At 52.3% G+C, this 18,055-nt stretch carries 16 protein-coding genes; 14 read left to right on the forward strand and 2 right to left on the reverse strand.

The features are described from left to right. From ACR809_RS09995 to ACR809_RS10055, 13 genes are all read left to right on the forward strand, one after another. On the forward strand, positions 1 to 2,028 hold the full coding sequence (locus ACR809_RS09995) for a peptidoglycan DD-metalloendopeptidase family protein (protein ID WP_122051216.1): 2,028 nt from the start codon (positions 1 to 3) through the stop codon (positions 2,026 to 2,028). 14 nt (positions 2,029 to 2,042) lie between these two features. Then, positions 2,043 to 2,939 (forward strand): hypothetical protein, encoded by an 897-nt coding sequence (locus ACR809_RS10000; RefSeq protein WP_157847138.1) that lies wholly within the window; start codon positions 2,043 to 2,045, stop codon positions 2,937 to 2,939. Between the two features lie 42 nt (positions 2,940 to 2,981). Beyond that, entirely contained in the window at positions 2,982 to 3,839 is an 858-nt protein-coding gene (locus tag ACR809_RS10005) for a hypothetical protein (RefSeq protein ID WP_023285292.1), read from the forward strand. A gap of 25 nt (positions 3,840 to 3,864) precedes the next feature. Further along, positions 3,865 to 4,122 (forward strand): PAAR domain-containing protein, encoded by a 258-nt coding sequence (locus ACR809_RS10010; protein WP_004899008.1) that lies wholly within the window; start codon positions 3,865 to 3,867, stop codon positions 4,120 to 4,122. A gap of 4 nt (positions 4,123 to 4,126) precedes the next feature. Further along, positions 4,127 to 5,338, forward strand: coding sequence for a hypothetical protein (locus ACR809_RS10015; RefSeq protein WP_122051217.1), 1,212 nt, complete (start codon positions 4,127 to 4,129; stop codon positions 5,336 to 5,338). Positions 5,339 to 5,352: 14 nt separating this feature from the next. Beyond that, a complete protein-coding gene (locus tag ACR809_RS10020) occupies positions 5,353 to 8,769 on the forward strand; it encodes an ImcF-related family protein (protein WP_205841481.1) in 3,417 nt (1,138 codons plus the stop codon). Between the two features lie 133 nt (positions 8,770 to 8,902). Continuing rightward, entirely contained in the window at positions 8,903 to 10,666 is a 1,764-nt protein-coding gene (tssF, locus tag ACR809_RS10025) for a type VI secretion system baseplate subunit TssF (RefSeq protein WP_048265700.1), read from the forward strand. A gap of 29 nt (positions 10,667 to 10,695) precedes the next feature. Continuing rightward, the gene (tssG, locus tag ACR809_RS10030; protein WP_072157837.1) at positions 10,696 to 11,712 is read left to right on the forward strand and encodes a type VI secretion system baseplate subunit TssG; all 1,017 of its coding nucleotides are present in this window, start codon (positions 10,696 to 10,698) and stop codon (positions 11,710 to 11,712) included. Next, complete coding sequence (gene tssJ / locus ACR809_RS10035) at positions 11,693 to 12,229, forward strand: type VI secretion system lipoprotein TssJ (RefSeq protein WP_077256651.1); 537 nt, start codon at positions 11,693 to 11,695, stop codon at positions 12,227 to 12,229. The genes tssG and tssJ overlap by 20 nt, the downstream gene beginning before the upstream one ends. Positions 12,230 to 12,231: 2 nt before the next feature. Beyond that, the gene (gene tssE, locus ACR809_RS10040) at positions 12,232 to 12,675 is read left to right on the forward strand and encodes a type VI secretion system baseplate subunit TssE (RefSeq protein WP_019724967.1); all 444 of its coding nucleotides are present in this window, start codon (positions 12,232 to 12,234) and stop codon (positions 12,673 to 12,675) included. Positions 12,676 to 12,694: 19 nt separating this feature from the next. Continuing rightward, positions 12,695 to 14,110, forward strand: coding sequence for a VasL domain-containing protein (locus ACR809_RS10045; RefSeq protein WP_032433200.1), 1,416 nt, complete (start codon positions 12,695 to 12,697; stop codon positions 14,108 to 14,110). A 131-nt stretch (positions 14,111 to 14,241) separates the two neighbouring features. Continuing rightward, positions 14,242 to 15,156: a sugar ABC transporter substrate-binding protein gene (locus ACR809_RS10050; protein WP_002910453.1), complete on the forward strand. Its 915-nt coding sequence runs from the start codon at positions 14,242 to 14,244 to the stop codon at positions 15,154 to 15,156. 83 nt (positions 15,157 to 15,239) lie between these two features. Next, on the forward strand, positions 15,240 to 15,569 hold the full coding sequence (locus ACR809_RS10055) for a DUF1869 domain-containing protein (RefSeq protein WP_004145442.1): 330 nt from the start codon (positions 15,240 to 15,242) through the stop codon (positions 15,567 to 15,569). 80 nt (positions 15,570 to 15,649) lie between these two features. Here ACR809_RS10055 and ychF read toward each other — a convergent pair whose 3' ends face one another. Both ychF and pth read right to left on the reverse strand, forming a co-directional pair. Continuing rightward, positions 15,650 to 16,741 (reverse strand): redox-regulated ATPase YchF, encoded by a 1,092-nt coding sequence (ychF, locus tag ACR809_RS10060; protein ID WP_002910443.1) that lies wholly within the window; start codon positions 16,739 to 16,741, stop codon positions 15,650 to 15,652. A 117-nt stretch (positions 16,742 to 16,858) separates the two neighbouring features. Continuing rightward, positions 16,859 to 17,443, reverse strand: a complete 585-nt coding sequence (pth, locus tag ACR809_RS10065; RefSeq protein WP_004180389.1) for an aminoacyl-tRNA hydrolase — start codon at positions 17,441 to 17,443, stop codon at positions 16,859 to 16,861. Between the two features lie 272 nt (positions 17,444 to 17,715). On the opposite strand from pth, the gene ychH reads away from it, so the two are divergent. Then, entirely contained in the window at positions 17,716 to 17,991 is a 276-nt protein-coding gene (gene ychH, locus ACR809_RS10070) for a stress-induced protein YchH (protein WP_002910437.1), read from the forward strand. The last annotated feature ends 64 nt before the right edge of the window (positions 17,992 to 18,055 follow it).

Consider the following 18,055-nt stretch of genomic DNA (forward strand, 5'->3'; position numbering starts at 1 on the left):
ATGGAACAGTATACAGTTCAGAAGGGTGACAGCCTGTGGAAAATCAGTCGTAAATTCGGAATTGATGTTAATGAACTGGCCAATATTAACGGTCTTCTCACTAAAGCAGAGCAGCATATTATCCAGCCCGGTCAGGTATTGAGTTTACCATCAAAAGACAAAGTTTATGATACTCAATTGACTTTGAGGATTTGCGATCTCGTCTGGCGCCCGCTTGGCAATGCAAAACTCAGACTCACTTTTGATGGTAAGACGTATGATTACGTAACAGACAGCACTGGTGTTGTCGCTGGTCTGCTTATTGAAGACAGTACCAAAGGTATAAAGGTTGAACTGCAACATTTAAATAAAAAAGAATACATTCTGATTGCCGACCATAAAAAATTGCCTTTGGGGACGTTAAGCCTGCGGATCTCGTCCAGGGAAATGATAATCAAAGGGAGTACCAGTGTTAAAAAGGGCACCCAACAATCGAGTAAGCAACAGGAAAAAGAAAAAGCGAAACAGAAAGGTGGCTCATCTGCTTCCAGTCCATCAGAAAACAAAACCAAAGAAAGACAGACTCCTTCTGTAAACCAGACCACCAGGACTGAAGGCGGCGCACCCACCAGTGTGAGTAATATCGGTAATGTCAGTGAAGGGTTACGCCTTCCTCCAGAGGCAGAACAATATCGAGATTATATCATTGAAACAGCTAAAAAATATGAATTCCAGCCAGAGGGACTTGCTGCATTAATTTATGCAGAGTCAAGATGGAAAGCAAATGCGACCAATCCTACTGGTTCTGGAGCGGTAGGGTTAGGACAGTTTAAACCTGATACATGGTTATCTTACTGCACTAAACCTGAATCCAAGGTTTATCAGTTTATAACAGAAAAATACTCATACCAAAAATTAATATATAGAGATAATAAACTTTTTGGCGAATCAGTTGACGGAACTATAACGGAAATCGATACAGATATTGTTTTATCTTTACGGGTTAATGCAGAATACAATATTGATATGATTGGATTGTATGATCGAAAAGGGATTGACTCACTTAGTTTAAAGTTATCAGCAGTTAGTGCTCTTGAATCAGATGAATTAGTTAAAATAGCTTACCTTGTTCATATGAATGGGGCATTTGGCGCATATGACATTATTATGAATGGGAAAGAAACTCCTGGAAAAGGCGAAAAAATCCCGACTAATATTGCTTTCTATAACCGACTAATTGGTAATTTAAAAGATAATGAGATGATAATTAGGTATTATTCTATTGATAGTACATGGAGGACCGCTTTTGTTGCATGGATGGTCAATTATTTCGATTCAATTATCGTACCTGATCATTACCGAATTGAACCGAAGATGAAAAATTACTCCACCAAAGATATTATTCAGAAACTTAATTCTACGTACATTATAAATACGGATTTACCTCCAGTAACTATTATGAATTCGCAGCCAAGAAATACCCCATCTCCTTCTGTAAACGTTGAGGGGAATACATGGAGTAATCCACTTTCTGTTTGCCGGATTCGTACTCATGCTCTTCCTCGAGTCCGTAGTGCTACTTTTAAGGGATGGAGAACTCGCTCTAATGGACGTCGTTATCAACACCAGGGCTTGGATATAGAAGCTGCGCCAAATACACCAATATTTTCAGTAGCAGATGGTCGCATCGCTTTTATAATTGATCCTCCTCGTAGTGATTATGGCAGACAGTTATGTATTATTGTTCAGGTTGACGATCTTCCACTAGAGAAGGCGTTGCTTTGTAGATGTAATGATAGTGAAATTAGTGAGGTTTATTTTTTCTACGCCCATCTGTCTGCAATTCATTCTGGTTTAGAGAGGGGAGACCATGTACGTTGTGGTGAATTATTGGGAGAAACTGGTTGCACAGGTAATGCCAATGGAATGACCAGTATAGCTTTAGGTGCTCATCTCCATTTTGAAGTTAGAGTAAAAGAGAGACCTGGTCCTGGTATAGCAAACAGGCTTGATCCTGCTCCTTTCATCGATGGGTTTAATTATCCTTAACAAGAAAATGAGAAATGAGAATTTTTATTAAATATTCTTTCATGTCGCTTTTATTTTTAGAAGCGGCAAGCTTACAAATCTGTTATGCGTCAGATAACTCAGTATCCAGCGTCAACTCGGATACAAATTCCATGACATTCTCGGAGATTTTTTCAAGACAGGAACAACAACGTGTTGATGAGGAATATCGCGGTGATTATCGTAATTACAAAAATAAGCAAAATAATTTACCTGATTCTCAGAGGAGCAAAGTTTTTTCAAGTAATGAATATTGGTTGGTAAATAAAGAACAGGATCTATGGCTTGGCTTGTTTGATGGAAAAAATATCAAAGTGCCAGCAAACTATTACAAGGACATTCCTAATGGTGGGTATCATCAACAACGAATATTAAGAGTTAAAAGAAAGGGTAAAATTTCACAATTTCTATTGCAACGTGAAACTAATAATTACCCATCTAAATGTCTCAGTGTAATAAATAATATAGTTTTTGACTCTTCATTATATACATATTTTTACTCTGGATGTACTAGTTTTAGTTTTGAACCTAACTCAACCCGCCATAGCATATTATATGATATTTTACTATATGATAAAATATATGATGCGATAATTGTGCTTGATTCAATACCTTATTCAACTCCTGAAGATCTTAAATATATAAAAGAATCTTTGGTGTCAATAAATGGATACTATCGGTATGATGCGCTTGACGTTGCATTTAGAATAATCGCAAAAGATCAGATCGTTATTGTTGACCCTGACACAGGCAAAGCTTTACCTAAGGTACCAAAAACTGATGACAATGGGAAAATCATCTTGATTAATGGAAAGCCAGTAATGGTTGATGACCCTGATGGCTATAATCCTGTCATTTTAAAAAGGCTTCCTGAAGTTACTATTTTTGATTAATATCTTTATCAATTATTTTGATTATCCATAGGATGGTAAATCATGAAATATTTTGTTTTATTTTATTTTTTGATATCAACACAATTTATCCATGCTAGCGATAGAAATGATGAGATACTCTTTTCCAAGAGTGACCCTGGAAATCTATTAGATCGAGATGCAAACGAAAGATATCATGATCAATTTATTGATTTTAAAACAACTCAAAACAATCTCCCAGATATAAAGAGAAATAAGTCTTTATTTTCCAATCAGTATTGGTTGGTAAATAAAAAACAGGACTTATGGATTGGGGTGTTTGATGGGAAATATGTAAAAATACCCGCAGGTACTTATGTTAATATTCCTGGTGAAACGTTATTTCCTGAAAGCATAATTCGAATAAAAAGAGGAGGTAAAATATCTCAATTTTTATTACTAAATAGTAATTGTACATACCCATCCGTTTGTGTCAATCGAAGAGATGGGATATTATTTGATGCTCATGATTATATGGTTTTTTATACTGGATGTGCCCGTGATGATAGATTAGCCTCTAAAAAATTAAGCGTTTTTTATAATATACTATTTTACAGTAAGACATTTGATACAATATTGCGGCTTGATGAATTCCCTGATTCTGCATTGCAGGGCGAAAGTATCAATGTTTTCAAAACATCTATTGAAAAAGTTAAAGATTACTATATCGATTATAGTATCGAGTCGGCATTTAAGTTTACAGGTCCAGATCAGGTTATCGTTGTTGATGAAAAAACTGGAAAACCTCAGGAGAAGGTTCAGGAAACAGATGATAATGGAAATCCTGTCATGAAAAATGGTGAACCGGTTATGATTGATGATCCCGATGGATTCCAACCTGTCATTTTAAAAAGACTTCCTGAAGTTACTATTGCCAATTAATATATCAGACTGAATAGATTAGAATATGAAAAAAACTATTTGTGTAGGTGATAAAACATCTCATGGTGGATCTGTCTTAACGGGCTCATCTCAGATAATCATTGATGGTAAATCTGTGGCACGTAAGTCTGATCTGGTCTCATGTCCAACACACGGTGTAAATAGTATAAGTGAGGGAGATGAAAAACATTGCGATAACGGGTTAGCTGTTGCGTTAGAAGGGCACCGCTGTTCATGTGGCGCTATTCTTATTTCCGCCGGTTCGCGTGTTTTAAAGGAATGAACTTATGCCAGTAAATATTTTTGATATTCCTTCGGAAGAGAAAACATCCCAAAAAGCATTATCACTATGGGTTGAATTCGGAATTTGTGTTTGTATTATTGCTGTATATGTATGTGTTTTCTTGGTTTATTTTTCTGAGTATTTATCAAAAAATAATTATGTTTTCTGGTCTGAGTTATTGCTGGTGCCGCTACTCTTAAGCGGGGCTGTATTTTTCTTCAGAGTTATAATTTGGAATAATGAGAATATCGAAACAGTTTACTGGAATAAAACTCGCCTGGATTATTATCAGGAGTTGCTTCAAAAAGGAAGGGCCTATCTTGAGATCATTGAGTTACAGATCAGATTGCCTGATTTAAATGGAGATGTGACTAATATCATAGAGGGAGATTTATTGCCTGTTCGCTATGCACCAAAGTTTACGCATATGTCCAGATATCTTAGTTTTAATTCCCCAACAAATGAATTAAATAGCATTCATCAAATACAGGATAGAAATGCTATTTTATTTAATAAAATAATGGGATTTCTGATTAATGATATCCATATGCATATAACCCTTTTGCCTAAATATATTAGGGTAAAAGTGATATGCGCTCTTAATGATAATTTTAAACCTCTGATGGAAAATATTTGGCAAGAACGACTTGATAATATATATCCCGGGGAGAATATTGAGTTTAGTAGAAACTTATCTGAATCCATCGATAAATTGCTGGATAGCTCTTCTGATGAATATATAGTTCTTATTGCCGCCAGTTTTTATGGCGCAGAATTACTTGACGATGAAATCGACGATAAATCTGAATCTGTGATGTTTTTGTTGGGAAGACTGAGAAATGATGGCGAGATTGGTGGTCGCTCATCTTTAGGGGCTTTTTTTCGACCAGAATGTGATTGGGTAGGAATAGATAAATTGCTCCTTTGGGGAAGGGTTAATGAAGGGAGAAGGCTATCTGGTGTTATATATTCTGGGTTGAATGAAGAAGAGCTTAAAAAATTGGTGTTAAAAACAACAGATGTAATGTCGGAAAGTGCACTTTCGTCGTATATGTACGTTGATTCAGACAACTATTTATGTAAATGCCCGCCTCTTACCGAGTTTTTGCAATTGAGTTATGTAAATGAGCATCTCCCCCCAGGACAGTATTTATTGGTAAATAAAAATAATGATGTTTTGAACTGTCATTTATTTAACTCAGTTGCAAGTGTTTAGAGGTTTATTATAACATGAAGAAAATCCTTATTAAATTTTCTGGCGTTTTTTTTGTCGTTATTATTACTGTTATTTTATTTCTAATATATTATCTATGGGGACCATCCCTGGGATGGATGGAACCAGCAGAAAAATTTCGGGTGCTCTGTACTATTTTCGCAGTTCCTGTTTTCCTCTCTTTGCTGCTAGTCAGTCGGTACTCACTTGTTGCGTTTGCATCAAGATTGCGTTTTTTCTGTAAATTAAATGATAAACAGAATACTCGGTCAAACAATAGTGCTCATTTGAAACAGGTAGACATAAGTAAAAAGATAATAAACGAAGTACAACAAGTTCTGCGACATACTTACGGTCATTTCTGGCATAGCAAAGTCCGCATCCTGCTGATGACCGGCTCAGTCAGTGATGTGGAACAACTGGCCCCAAAACTCACTAGGGAACTCTGGCAGGAAGACCGGGGGACTGTGCTGCTGTGGGGTGGCGATCCTGCGACTCCGGCCGATGCAGACTGGCTGGCTGCGTTGCGTAAACTGCGCCGCCGTGCGGTGGACGGAATGGTCTGGGTGACCTCAGGGCTGGACGGTATGCCGGCAACGGAAAACAGCGCAACCTCAGGTCTCACGCCAGATGCAATGGATAGCGTGTCTCATGCTTTAAAGCTTCGCTATGAGGCTCTGGGCTGGAAGCTGCCGCTGTACGTCTGGTCCCTGCATCCGCGCGCCGGAGAACAGGCCGGGCGCGTCACCCAGCCAGTGGGGTGCCTTTTGCCTGCGAATTGTTCACCGCAGACGCTCGCCGGACAGCTTACCGGGCTGATACCGCAGCTGACCGCGCAAGGCATACAGCAGGTCTGCGGTCAGCCACAGCACAATTTTTTACTCGCGCTGGCCGATCAGTTGACCCGTAAACCGGAAACGGTGACGGAGCCGTTATCGGTATTGCTTAATCCTTACCGCCCGCAGCCGCTGGCCGGAGTGGTGTTCAGCGCGCCGTCGGCGGAGGCCGGCCGCAGTATCAGCCATCACTGGGGCCGGGATAACCGCTGGGATATTCTGCCGGACAGGATGACGGAATTACCCGCAGGTCTACGTCCGCGCAAACAGGGAGTCAACTGGATGCGTGGGATGAGCGTGGCCGCCGCCGCCCTGATGTTACTCTGGGCCGCCTCAATGACAGTCTCTTTTATCGCCAACCGCGAGCTGGTGGCGATCGCACAGGAGCAGGTGCGGCTGGCCTCAGCGGAGAAACAGCCGCTGGCCGTACGCCTGCATGCGCTCTCCGCGTTACAGAAAACGCTTTCTCAACTGGAATACCGCTCGCAGCACGGCGCGCCGTGGTACCTCCGCGCTGGCCTCAGTCAGAACGATGACCTGCTGGCGGCGCTGTTCCCGCACTACGGAGAGAGGGCGCAGCCGCTGCTGCGCGATGCGGCGGCGCATCATCTGGAAGAGCAGCTCACCGCCTTCGTGCAGCTGCCGCCGGACAGCCCACTGCGTGAGAAGATGACGAAGACCGCTTACGGACAACTGAAACAATATCTGATGTTGACCCGCCCGGAAAAAATGGACGCCGCGTGGTTCGCCACCACGCTAATGCAGGACTGGTCGCAGCGCTCAGGCATCGCCGACGCCGTCTGGCAGGGCAGCGGCCCTTCGCTGCTGGCATTTTATGCCGCCAGTCTGGCGTCGCATCCGCAGTGGCGTCTGCCTGTCGATGACGGTCTGGTCAGCCAGGTGCGCACACGGTTAATTCGACAGATGGGCCAGCGCAACAGTGAGTCCACGCTTTACCAGAAGATGCTCGCGCAGGTGGCGAATCAGTATGCCGATATGCGCCTGGCGGATATGACTGCCGACACCGATGCTTCGCGTCTGTTCAGCACTGATGAGGTGGTGCCGGGCATGTTTACCCGTCAGGCCTGGGAGCAGGCCGTACAGCCGGCCATTGAGAAAGTGGTCGCGGAACGCCGCGATGAAATGGACTGGGTGCTGAGCGACACGAAGCAGCCTGCCGCGCAGTCGACGTCGCCGGAAACTCTGCGAGCCCGGCTGGCGGAGCGTTATTTCGCTGACTTTAGCGGCGCCTGGCTGGATTTTCTCAACAGTTTGCGCTGGCAGCGCGCGGCGACCCTCTCTGATGCCATTGACCAGCTGACCCTGATGGCCGATGTGCGCCAGTCGCCGCTGGTGGCGCTGATGAACACCCTGAGCGTGCAGGGGCGAACCGGCCAGACCGGGGAAGCCATCGCCGATTCGCTGGTCAAATCGGCCAGGCAGCTGTTCAACCGTGACAACCCACCCGCCATCGATCAGCAGTCCGGCGCGCGCGGTCCTCTGGATGCCACCTTCGGGCCCGTACTGGCGCTGCTGGACAATCGCGACGGCGGGACACCCACCAGCCGTCTTAGCCTGCAGACCTTCCTGACCCGCGTCACCCAGGTGCGTCTGCGCCTGCAGCAGGTCACCAACGCCACCGATCCGCAGGCGATGACCCGGTTGCTTGCGCAGACGGTATTCCAGGGCAAGGCCGTGGATTTAACCGAAACGCGCGACTACGGCAGCCTGGTGGCGGCGGGGCTGGGCCAGGAGTGGAGTGGATTTGGGCAGACGCTGTTTGTTCGCCCGATGGAACAGGCCTGGCAGCAGGTGCTGACCCCGGCGGCGGAAAGCCTCAACGCCCAGTGGCGCAGCGCAGTGGTGGAGGACTGGAATAGCGCTTTTGGCGGTCGCTACCCCTTTAAAAATACCAGCAGTGAAGTCTCTCTGCCGCTGCTGGCAAAATACCTCAACAGCGAGACCGGGCGCATCGCCCGCTTTCTGCAGACCCGGCTGAACGGCGTGCTGCATAAAGAGGGGAGCCGCTGGATGGCGGACAGTATCAATGCTCAGGGGCTGACGTTTAACCCGGCCTTTCTGCAGGCGATGAATACCCTGAGCCATCTCTCCGACGTCGCGTTCGCCAACGGCGAAGCGGGATTGCATTTTGCGCTTCGCCCCGGCACGGCGGACGGCGTGATGCAGACGGAGCTGGTCATCGACAGTCAGAAACTTGTCTATATGAACCAGATGCCGGTCTGGCGGCGGTTCAGCTGGCCCGCTGACACCGAAGCGCCGGGCGCCAGTCTGAGCTGGATCAGTACCCGGGCGGGCACACGCCAGTATGGCGATTTCCCGGGCGCCTGGGGGTGGATCCGTCTGCTGGATAAGGCGGTGGTCAGCGCTTATCCCGGAACGAGCAGCAGCTGGAGCCTGAGCTGGAAAGCGCCGGATGGTCTGTTGCTGAACTACACGCTGCGTACCGAGGCGGGGGAAGGACCGCTGGCGCTGCTGGCGCTGCGAAACTTTACGCTACCGGAGACGATATTCAGCGTGCGCGCGTCTGCTGAACGTGTTCCGCTGACCGACGATATACCCGGCGAAGAGGGATACTGAACCTTCTCCCTCACTGATTGGCGTTAACCTGCAACGCCAGGCCTCCTTCGCTCATGGCCGCCCGACGGCCAACTAATCTGACCGCGCAGCCATGCTGCGTGTCTCCCTGTAGACGAATAAGGGAATATTCATAATGGACGATTTAACCCTGCGATATTTTGATGCTGAAATGCGCTACCTGCGCGAGGCGGCAAAAGCGTTCGCGCAGGCTCACCCCGATCGGGCGGCGATGCTGGATCTCGATAAAGCCGGTACGCCGGACCCTTACGTTGAGCGCCTGTTTGAAGGCTTTGCCTTTTCCGTAGGTCGCTTGCGCGAAAAAATTGATGATGATCTGCCGGAGCTGACCGAGGGGCTGGTCAGCATGCTGTGGCCGCACTATTTGCGCACTATTCCATCGCTATCGATCGTGGCGCTGACCCCAACGCTGCCGGCGATGAAGATAGCGGAAACGGTGCCCGCCGGGTTTGAGATTAGCTCCCGCCCACTGGGGCCGAAAAATACCGTGTGCCGGTACCGAACCACCCGCGATCTGACGCTTAACCCGCTGGCGATAGATGAGGCGATGATGACGGCGGAGCCGGACGGGCGTTCGGCCCTGCGACTACGATTCGCCTGTAGCGAGCTGGCTGACTGGTCGCAGACCGATCTCCGCCGCCTGGCGCTGTACCTGGGGGAAGACGCCGTTACCGGCAGCGCCCTCCATCTGTGGCTGACCCGACGCCAGGCCGCGCTGTACCTGCGTCTGCCGGGTCAGACAGAGCGGGTAAGCCTCGACGGCTATTTTTCCCCGGGGGGATTCAGCGAGGAGGATCGTTTATGGCCGAAGGGGGAGAGCGCTTTCAGCGGCTATCAGCTGCTGCTCGAGTATTTCACCTTTCGCGAAAAATTTATGTTCGTGCAGCTAAATGGCCTGGAAAACATCACCCTGCCGGCGGGGATATCGCATTTCACGCTTGAGGTGGTGTTCAGCGAGGTCTGGCAAAATGATTTACCCGTCAGCGCAAGCAGCCTGCGCCTGCACTGTGTGCCGGTGATTAACCTGTTTACCCTTGAGGCCGATCCGTTGACCATCAGCGGGCTGGAGAGCGAATACCTCCTGCGTCCGAAGCGCCTGCAGGACGGGCATACCGAAATCTATTCTGTCGACAGCGTGACCGGCTCCGGGCGCACCGGGGAGGCGCGCTATGTGCCTTTCACCCGCTTTCGTCACCAGGGCGGGATGATGCGTCGCCATGCTCCTGAGCGCTACTACCACACCCGCGTAAAACGGGGCGTAACCGGCATGCACGATACCTGGCTTATCCTCGGCGGACAGCAATGGGAGGCTGACCGGGAGCTGGCGCGGGAAACGGTCTCCTTGCGCATCACCGGCACTAACGGCCAGCTGCCGCGCCGGGCGCTACAGAGCACGCTGCTGGATCGCTGTGAGTCGATATCAGCCACGCCGCTTACCGTCCGCAATCTCTGTAGGCCCACGCTGCCGGCCTATCCCCCGGCGGAAGACCGCTACCACTGGCGGGTCATGAGCCATCTGGGCACCCGTTTTCTCAACATGATGAGCAGCGCCGAGGTGCTGCGCGGCACGCTGTCGCTCTACAACTGGCGGGAGGATGAGCTCAATAATCGCCGTCTGGACGCCATTCTGGCGGTCAGCCATCACCGAATTCAGCGTTTCGAGCAGGGCTTCCTGCTGCGCGGGCTGGATATCGAAGTGACGCTCGACGGTAGCGGATTTACCGGTGCGGGCGATGTCCACCTGTTTGGCGACATGCTCAACCGCTTTTTCGCACTGTATGCCGATATGAATCAGTTCAACCAGCTGACGCTCATTGTTCAACCTGAAGGGAAATGTATCCGGTGGAAAGAGAATCACAGTCTGCGCCTGCCCGGCTGATGGCGCAGCTCCGGCCTCAGCTGCCGTACATGAATTTTTACCGCTTCTGCCAGTTGCTGGAGAAGAACCATCCGAAGGCGCCGATCATCGGCAGCGGCTGGCTATTAGGTGATGAACCCATACGCTTTCGCCCGCATCCGGGGATGGGCTTTCCGGCTGGCGAAATCCGTGGAATGGACGATCCTGAACCGCCCCGTCCGCCGGCGGTTCGCGTGACTTTTATGGGACTCTACGGCGTGGAATCCCCGCTGCCGACCCACTATAGCGATGACATTGCGCAACGGCGGGAAGGCGTCGAGGCCACCGAGGATTTCCTCGATATCTTTAACCATCGGCTGATCGCCCAGTATTACCGTATCTGGCGCAAATATTCCTACCCGGCAACCTTTCGGGCGGGCGGCACGGACAACATCTCGCAGTATCTGCTGGGCCTGGCGGGGCTGGGCATACCGGGATGTGCCGCCGTTGCCGCAGCGCCGCTGTCGCGATTTCTGGCGCTGCTGCCGGTGATGATGCTGCCGGGGAGATCCGGGGAAGGCATGGAGGCGCTGGTGGCGCTCCTGGCCCCGGGGACCCGGGCGACGGTGTACCACCACGATCCCTGCCGGATCCCCTTGTCGCAGCCGTTAACGATGAGCGTCCGTCAGCCGGTTAGCCTGCAACATAGGCCAGTGATGGGAACCCACGCCACGGATGTGAACGGTCAGGTATTGCTGCAGCTGGCCACGGAAAAGCCTGATGAGGTTCGCGGCTGGCTGCCCGGCGGCGAACTGTTCAGCGACCTGATGGCGCTTCTGCACGTCTGGCTCGGATCTCATCTTGACGTGCGGCTGCAGCTTTGCGTCGCCCGCCATTTACTGCCGGATGCGCAACTTTGCTGCCAGCAGGAGCATGCCGTCCAGCTCGGCCGTACCGCTGTGCTGCGTCCGCTGGATGCGCAGAAGCAGGCTGACGACAGAGTCACGATTTATCTGGGGCGCTATCAGCGCGTCCGGGAAAATATCCACCGCAGGGAGAGCGATGAAGATGGCGATTACCGCAGTTAAACCCTCCGCCAGGTTGCTGGCATTCCTCATGGTTAGCGTCTTAACCGGCTGCGGCCTGACGCAGACCGTGAAAGACGGCGCCGTTTCCGTGACCCAGTCCATTTTTTACCCCCAGGTGAAAACCCTGCATCTGGATCTTCGCGCCCGGGAAGGCGTGAATAACAACGCCAAAGGCGCCTCCCTGGCGACGGTGGTGCGTATTTATCAGCTGAAGGACCGGCAAGCGTTCGACAATACTGACTACCCGTCGCTGTTTGCCGGCGATGGCCAGGCGCTGCAGGCGGACCGGGTGGCGGAAAAAGATGTTCGCCTGCGTCCGGGCGAATCGGTGACCGTTGATATGCCCATGGAAACCAGCGCGCAGTTTGTGGCGGTGGCGGCCATGTTTATCGATCCAGACCTGACGCAAAACAGCTGGCGGCTGGTACTCACCCGGGACGAACTTGATCCGGCGAGGCCGCGCATTATCGAAGCCAGCCAAAATCAACTGACGCTGCACCCGTTTAAGGAGAAGTGAAAATGCCTCGTCCCTCCCTGTATGACATCCTGTACGGCAATTTCGCCGGCGGGCTTGACCTGAATACTGTCAGCGAAACGGATCAGGTCATCCTGTCGGTGCTCGATAACATGCAGCGCATCCTCAACTGTCGGGCCGGAACGCTGGCGCATCTGCCGGACTACGGCCTGCCGGATATGACCGCTATCCTCCAGGGGATGCCAGCGTCGGCGCACCAGCTGATGAGCACGTTGTCGTCGGTGTTGCTGAAATACGAACCGCGCCTGCAGCGGATCGCGGTGGTGATGCTCGATCAGCATGCGCCCGGCGAACTGCGCTATGCCATTGATGCGGAGCTGAAGGATATTGGCCTGGTGCGTTACGGCACGGAGTTTATGCCCGAGGGCAGGGTGTTGATCCGCCACCTCAAACGTCAGCAGTACCTTGACGCCCGCTCCGCCCTCTAATCTCTCGCTGAAAGACATCATGATGACAACACACCACGACCGTCACTATAAAGCCGGTGGCGACCCGCGCACGCTGGCTGATTTTATGGCTCTGCGTGCGGAAATGAACAAGCTCAGCCACCCGGCGCGGCCGGATATTAACTGGCCGTATGCCGAGCAGCTTGCCCGCGGGCTGTTGGAGCATCACGGCGCGGACCTGCAGACTGTCGCCTGGTATACCCTGGCCCGCGCCCGGCTGGGCGGGGTGGCAGGGATCAATGAGGGGCTGACGCTGATGGAGTCGCTGCTGGTTCGTCAGGGGAAAAACCTGTGGCCACAGGCGCTCCCGGCCCGGACAGAGATCTTCCGCACCCTGAGCAAGCGGCTGCGGCAGGTGATTCGTACCCTGAATCTTACCCCAGAGGATGTTGAGTCGCTTGAGCAGGCTGAACGTTCGCTGCAAAGCTTCGACGCAGTGCTCCAGCGCCTTGAGATCGCTCCTGAAAACCAGCTGAGCGACCTGCGGGCGCTACTGCACAGCACGGCAACTCGCTTCGAGAGCCTCGACCCTGCGCCAGCGCTTCCCACCGCGCCGCCGGTGGCGGTGTCTGACTCGGAACTTCCCGGCACTCTGGTCAGCGAAGAGGATGCGGCGAAGGTTGAGCCAGTGCCAGACCTAAAACGTAGACCAAAGGCTGAACCGCTGGCTCCGCCTTCACCTGCAAAGCGGCCCGCGCCGGTGGCGGCGTCTACTCCGGCAACCGCGCCGCGCTGGAAGCCGTTTATCGCCGGAATGGTTACCATGCTGGCGGTAACGGGTATCGCCGTCGGCGGATGGCTGGCGCTGCGTCAGTCCGACTTGCCGCCCATTTCGGTCACCCAAAATGCCGGACCGATACCGGGCCTGCCGGCGACAACGCCCCCGGGGCCGGTTGATCTGCCACAGACGCAGCGCCAGCTTGGCGAGCTTGCCCGCCTGGCGCCGGACTGGGCGGTCAGCTACGGCGACCAGCTGGTCCACCAGGCCCTTATCCGCTGGCCGGATCAGGCGCAACCGCTGGCGCAGCAGTGGCGGCAGCAGCTGAGTGCTGGCGCATTGCCCGCGGAAAATCTTACCGGCTGGTCGGAGGGCATGCAGCAGCTGCAGCGGCTCGCCGACCAGCTCAATGCCCTCGACGAGCAGAAGGGGAAGTACCTGACGGTGAGCGAACTGAAAACCGCAGTATTTGTCATCACACAGTCGTTTAACCGCGCTGTTCCGCTGGAGGAGCAGCTGCGCCAGCTGGCCGCGCTTCCCGTTGATCAACCCTGGCCAGCCGCGCGGGGAAGCCTCGTGGAGCTGCATCTGCAACAGCTGATAGTGGAGTATGCCCTGCTGAAGCGAAAACAGCCGGCGTCGCCGACCGCTGCGCTCCCCGCAACCGGTGAGCCCTCGGTGAGTGAGGCGGTGAAATAAAGTGTGCGCATGGCAACATTTTCTTTACATCAATATTGCAAGAACCGAACGCCCTTCGTAGTCTGAAAATGATTTAAATATACCGTTTGTAGTTGTATTGAAAATTTTATTTCGATCTCTGGGGGCATACTATGAAGCACTGTAAAATCATCCTGTTAGTAGGCCTTCTGGCCAGTTCCGCTTCGGCATTAGCAGAGAAGATCGGCGTCTCAATGGCCTACTTCGATCAAAACTTTCTCACTATTATCCGCCAGTCCATTGAGAAAGAAGCTCAAGCCCGCCACGTCGACGTACAGTTTGAAGACGCCCGCGGCGACACCGGACGCCAGGCCGATCAGGTGCAGAGCTTCATCGCCTCCGGCGTGGACGCGATCATCGTCGACCCGGTGGACTCCGCCAGCACCCCGCAGCTGACGAAGATGGCGCAGCAGGCCAAAATGCCGCTGGTGTATGTGAATCGGACGCCGGGGGATAAAACGTTACCGCCCGGCGTGGTGTTTGTCGGTTCGGACGAGCGGGAGTCTGGCACATTGCAGATGGAGGCGCTGGCGAAGCTGGCGAACTACAAAGGCAACGTCGCCATCATGATCGGCAATCTCACCGACGCCGGCGCGCTGCAGCGCACCAAAGATGTGGAGCAGGTGGTGGCCAAGTATCCGGCAATGAAAGTGGTGCAGAAACAGCCGGCCAACTATTCCCGCAGCGAGGGCATGGATCTGATGCAGAACTGGACGGGCAACGGAGAAGCGATTGATATTGTGGCGGCGAACAACGATGAGATGGCGATTGGCGCGGCGATGGCGCTGGAGAAAAGCCAGAAGAAGCTGCTGATCGGCGGGATCGACGCCACCCCGGACGGGCTGAAAGCCCTGGCCAGCGATAAGATTCAGGTGACGGTTTTCCAGGACGCCGTCGGTCAGGGCAAAACGGCCTTAGCGGTAGCGCTGAAGCTGATTAAAGGAGAAAAGGTCGAGTCTCATGTCTGGATCCCGTTTGAGTTAGTGACCAAAGAAAACATGCAGACCTATGTGGAAAAGAGTCATTAACGGCAAGGCGCAGGTGCGCGAACCTGGCTGATAAAACCGGGCTGATAATGTGACGCCCGGGCAACTAAATCGGAGGAAAAGGCATGGCAACGGCAAGAAGCGGCTATACGCTGCAGGTGATAAAGGCAGGGCAGCAGGGGCATGTTGAAATGAGATGGGGGCATCTCGCAGACGTTGATACGCGCGCGGCGGCGGCGGCTATCATGCAGCATATCGGGCGTTCTTCGTCCTCGCGGGGCCAGCAGGAGATCAGCCTGTCGCTGACCAATGCCGCCAGCGGTATCTCGGTGGAGCTTCATCACCCGGCCTCAGGGGAAAGCGCTACCCCGGCTTTTATTGAGGCTGAGTTAAAGAAAATTGTGCAGATCGTTGATGGCTACGAGGCGGCAGAAGATACCCATATTGTGGAGTAGCGTGTCGCCTGGGTAAAAAAAATCCACGCCGCTGCGTGGATTTTTTTGCGCGGTGGCGGCGAAAACGCCAGCCAGTGGGATTAGACGTTGAACAGGAAGTTCATCACATCGCCATCTTTCACGATGTAGTCTTTACCTTCAGCACGCATTTTACCGGCTTCTTTCGCGCCCTGTTCGCCTTTGTAGGCAATGAAGTCTTCATAAGCGATGGTCTGCGCGCGGATAAAGCCTTTTTCGAAGTCGGTGTGGATCTTACCGGCTGCCTGCGGCGCGGTCGCTCCCACCGGGATGGTCCATGCGCGAACTTCTTTCACGCCCGCGGTGAAGTAGGTCTGCAGGTTCAGCAGAGCGTAACCGGCGCGGATCACGCGGTTCAGGCCCGGCTCTTCGAGGCCCAGCTCAGCCATGAACTCGTCACGCTCTTCATCGTCCAGCTCGGCGATGTCCGCTTCAACGGCGGCGCACACCGGCACCACCACAGACCCTTCCTGCTCGGCGATGGCGCGAACCTGATCGAGGTACGGGTTGTTCTCGAAACCGTCTTCATTGACGTTCGCGATGTACATGGTCGGCTTCAGGGTCAGGAAGCTCAGATAGCGGATGGCCTCTTTCTCTTCTTTGGTCAGATCCAGCGCACGCAGCATACCGGCGTTTTCCAGCTGCGGCAGGCATTTTTCCAGCGCGGCCAGCTCAACCTTCGCGTCTTTATCGCCGCCTTTGGCTTTTTTGGAGACGCGGTGAATCGCGCGTTCGCAGGTATCAAGGTCAGACAGCGCCAGTTCGGTATTGATAACATCGATATCTTCCGCCGGGTTCACTTTCCCCGCGACGTGAATAATATTATCGTTTTCAAAGCAGCGAACCACATGGCCGATGGCTTCGGTTTCACGGATGTTGGTCAGAAACTGGTTGCCAAGACCTTCACCTTTGGACGCGCCTTTCACCAGGCCCGCGATATCCACGAACTCCATGGTGGTCGGCAGGATGCGCTGCGGTTTGACGATTTCAGCCAGCTTGTCCAGACGCGGATCGGGCATCGGTACGACACCGGTGTTCGGCTCAATGGTACAGAAGGGGAAGTTGGCCGCTTCAATACCCGCTTTGGTGAGCGCATTGAACAGGGTGGATTTGCCGACGTTGGGCAAACCGACGATACCGCATTTGAATCCCATGATTTAAATCACCTTAATCTTTGGATAATCAATCTGTTACAAGGAACAGATTGCAGAAAATTGAATAGCTTTGCCTATTATACACGGTGCGCGGCAAAAATGCCGCACGACAACGGCTTATTGCGCCTTAAAGGCGTGCAAACGGTTGGTCGCTTTGGTCAGCCCGTCCTTTAACCAGATTTCGGTACAGCGCGCCGCTTCGTCGACAGCGTCATCGATCAGTTTCTGCTCGCTGGCCGGTGGTTTGCCAAGCACAAAGCCGACAACCTTGTTTTTGTCGCCCGGATGGCCGATTCCGACGCGTAAACGGTGAAAGTTCGGGTTATTGCCGAGCTTACTGATGATATCCTTCAGGCCATTGTGGCCGCCATGGCCACCGCCAAGCTTAAATTTCGCCACGCCCGGCGGTAAATCCAGCTCGTCATGGGCGACCAGAATTTCATCCGGGTTGATGCGATAAAAGGTCGCCATCGCGGCCACGGCTTTACCGCTGAGGTTCATAAAGGTAGTGGGGACCAGCAGGCGGACGTCCTCGCCCGCCAGGTTGATGCGCGAGGTGTAGCCGAAGAATTTGCTCTCTTCGCGCAGCGGCGCACGATGGCGATCCGCCAGTAAATCCACATACCAGGCGCCAGCGTTGTGCCGGGTGGCGGCATATTCCGCACCGGGGTTGGCCAGGCCGACAATCAGTTTAATGGTCACGTTTTCTATCCTGCATGGGGCATTCTCTGCCGCGTAGTGTACTGTCTGCGGGCGCGCTTGACAAAATTCTGGCTATTAGACAATACCCGCATTGATGATTTACTCACTAAATCATTAGAATTTGATATGGTTCATAGACTTATTTGTAAATTTTTGTCTATTCGCTGTTCACTAATGTGATCGTGGACGCACTCCGCAGAAGAGACCTTGTCTATACTACACCTATAAGATTTGGGGACATTCCCTGGCAACCCAAAGTCCGGAGGTGACACATGAAACGCAAAAACGCTTCGTTACTCGGTAACGTACTCATGGGGTTAGGGTTGGTGGTGATGGTTGTGGGGGTAGGTTACTCCATTCTGAACCAGCTTCCGCAGCTTAACCTGCCACAATTCTTTGCGCATGGCGCAATCCTAAGCATCTTCGTTGGCGCAGTGCTCTGGCTGGCCGGTGCCCGTATTGGCGGCCACGAGCAGGTCAGCGACCGCTACTGGTGGGTGCGCCACTACGATAAACGCTGCCGTCGTAACCAGCATCGTCACAGCTAACCGTAGCATGATTTCCCGCATCGGCCGCTAAAGGCCGATGCGCTTTTCTGTGTCTCACTTTATC

The sequence above is a fragment of the Klebsiella sp. CD33 genome (genome assembly GCF_051992865.1).
GTDB classification, from domain to species: domain Bacteria; phylum Pseudomonadota; class Gammaproteobacteria; order Enterobacterales; family Enterobacteriaceae; genus Klebsiella; species Klebsiella pneumoniae.

What these genes read in the sequence shown, in the direction of transcription:
- ACR809_RS09995 (WP_122051216.1), top strand. Translation starts at nt 1, where the DNA reads ATGGAACAGTATACAGTTCAGAAGGGTGACAGCCTGTGGAAAATCAGT.
- ACR809_RS10000 (WP_157847138.1), top strand. Translation starts at nt 2,043, where the DNA reads ATGAGAATTTTTATTAAATATTCTTTCATGTCGCTTTTATTTTTAGAA.
- ACR809_RS10005 (WP_023285292.1), top strand. Translation starts at nt 2,982, where the DNA reads ATGAAATATTTTGTTTTATTTTATTTTTTGATATCAACACAATTTATC.
- ACR809_RS10010 (WP_004899008.1), top strand. Translation starts at nt 3,865, where the DNA reads ATGAAAAAAACTATTTGTGTAGGTGATAAAACATCTCATGGTGGATCT.
- ACR809_RS10015 (WP_122051217.1), top strand. Translation starts at nt 4,127, where the DNA reads ATGCCAGTAAATATTTTTGATATTCCTTCGGAAGAGAAAACATCCCAA.
- ACR809_RS10020 (WP_205841481.1), top strand. Translation starts at nt 5,353, where the DNA reads ATGAAGAAAATCCTTATTAAATTTTCTGGCGTTTTTTTTGTCGTTATT.
- tssF (WP_048265700.1), top strand. Translation starts at nt 8,903, where the DNA reads ATGGACGATTTAACCCTGCGATATTTTGATGCTGAAATGCGCTACCTG.
- tssG (WP_072157837.1), top strand. Translation starts at nt 10,696, where the DNA reads ATGAATTTTTACCGCTTCTGCCAGTTGCTGGAGAAGAACCATCCGAAG.
- tssJ (WP_077256651.1), top strand. Translation starts at nt 11,693, where the DNA reads ATGGCGATTACCGCAGTTAAACCCTCCGCCAGGTTGCTGGCATTCCTC.
- tssE (WP_019724967.1), top strand. Translation starts at nt 12,232, where the DNA reads ATGCCTCGTCCCTCCCTGTATGACATCCTGTACGGCAATTTCGCCGGC.
- ACR809_RS10045 (WP_032433200.1), top strand. Translation starts at nt 12,695, where the DNA reads ATGATGACAACACACCACGACCGTCACTATAAAGCCGGTGGCGACCCG.
- ACR809_RS10050 (WP_002910453.1), top strand. Translation starts at nt 14,242, where the DNA reads ATGAAGCACTGTAAAATCATCCTGTTAGTAGGCCTTCTGGCCAGTTCC.
- ACR809_RS10055 (WP_004145442.1), top strand. Translation starts at nt 15,240, where the DNA reads ATGGCAACGGCAAGAAGCGGCTATACGCTGCAGGTGATAAAGGCAGGG.
- ychF (WP_002910443.1), bottom strand. Translation starts at nt 16,741, where the DNA reads ATGGGATTCAAATGCGGTATCGTCGGTTTGCCCAACGTCGGCAAATCC.
- ychH (WP_002910437.1), top strand. Translation starts at nt 17,716, where the DNA reads ATGAAACGCAAAAACGCTTCGTTACTCGGTAACGTACTCATGGGGTTA.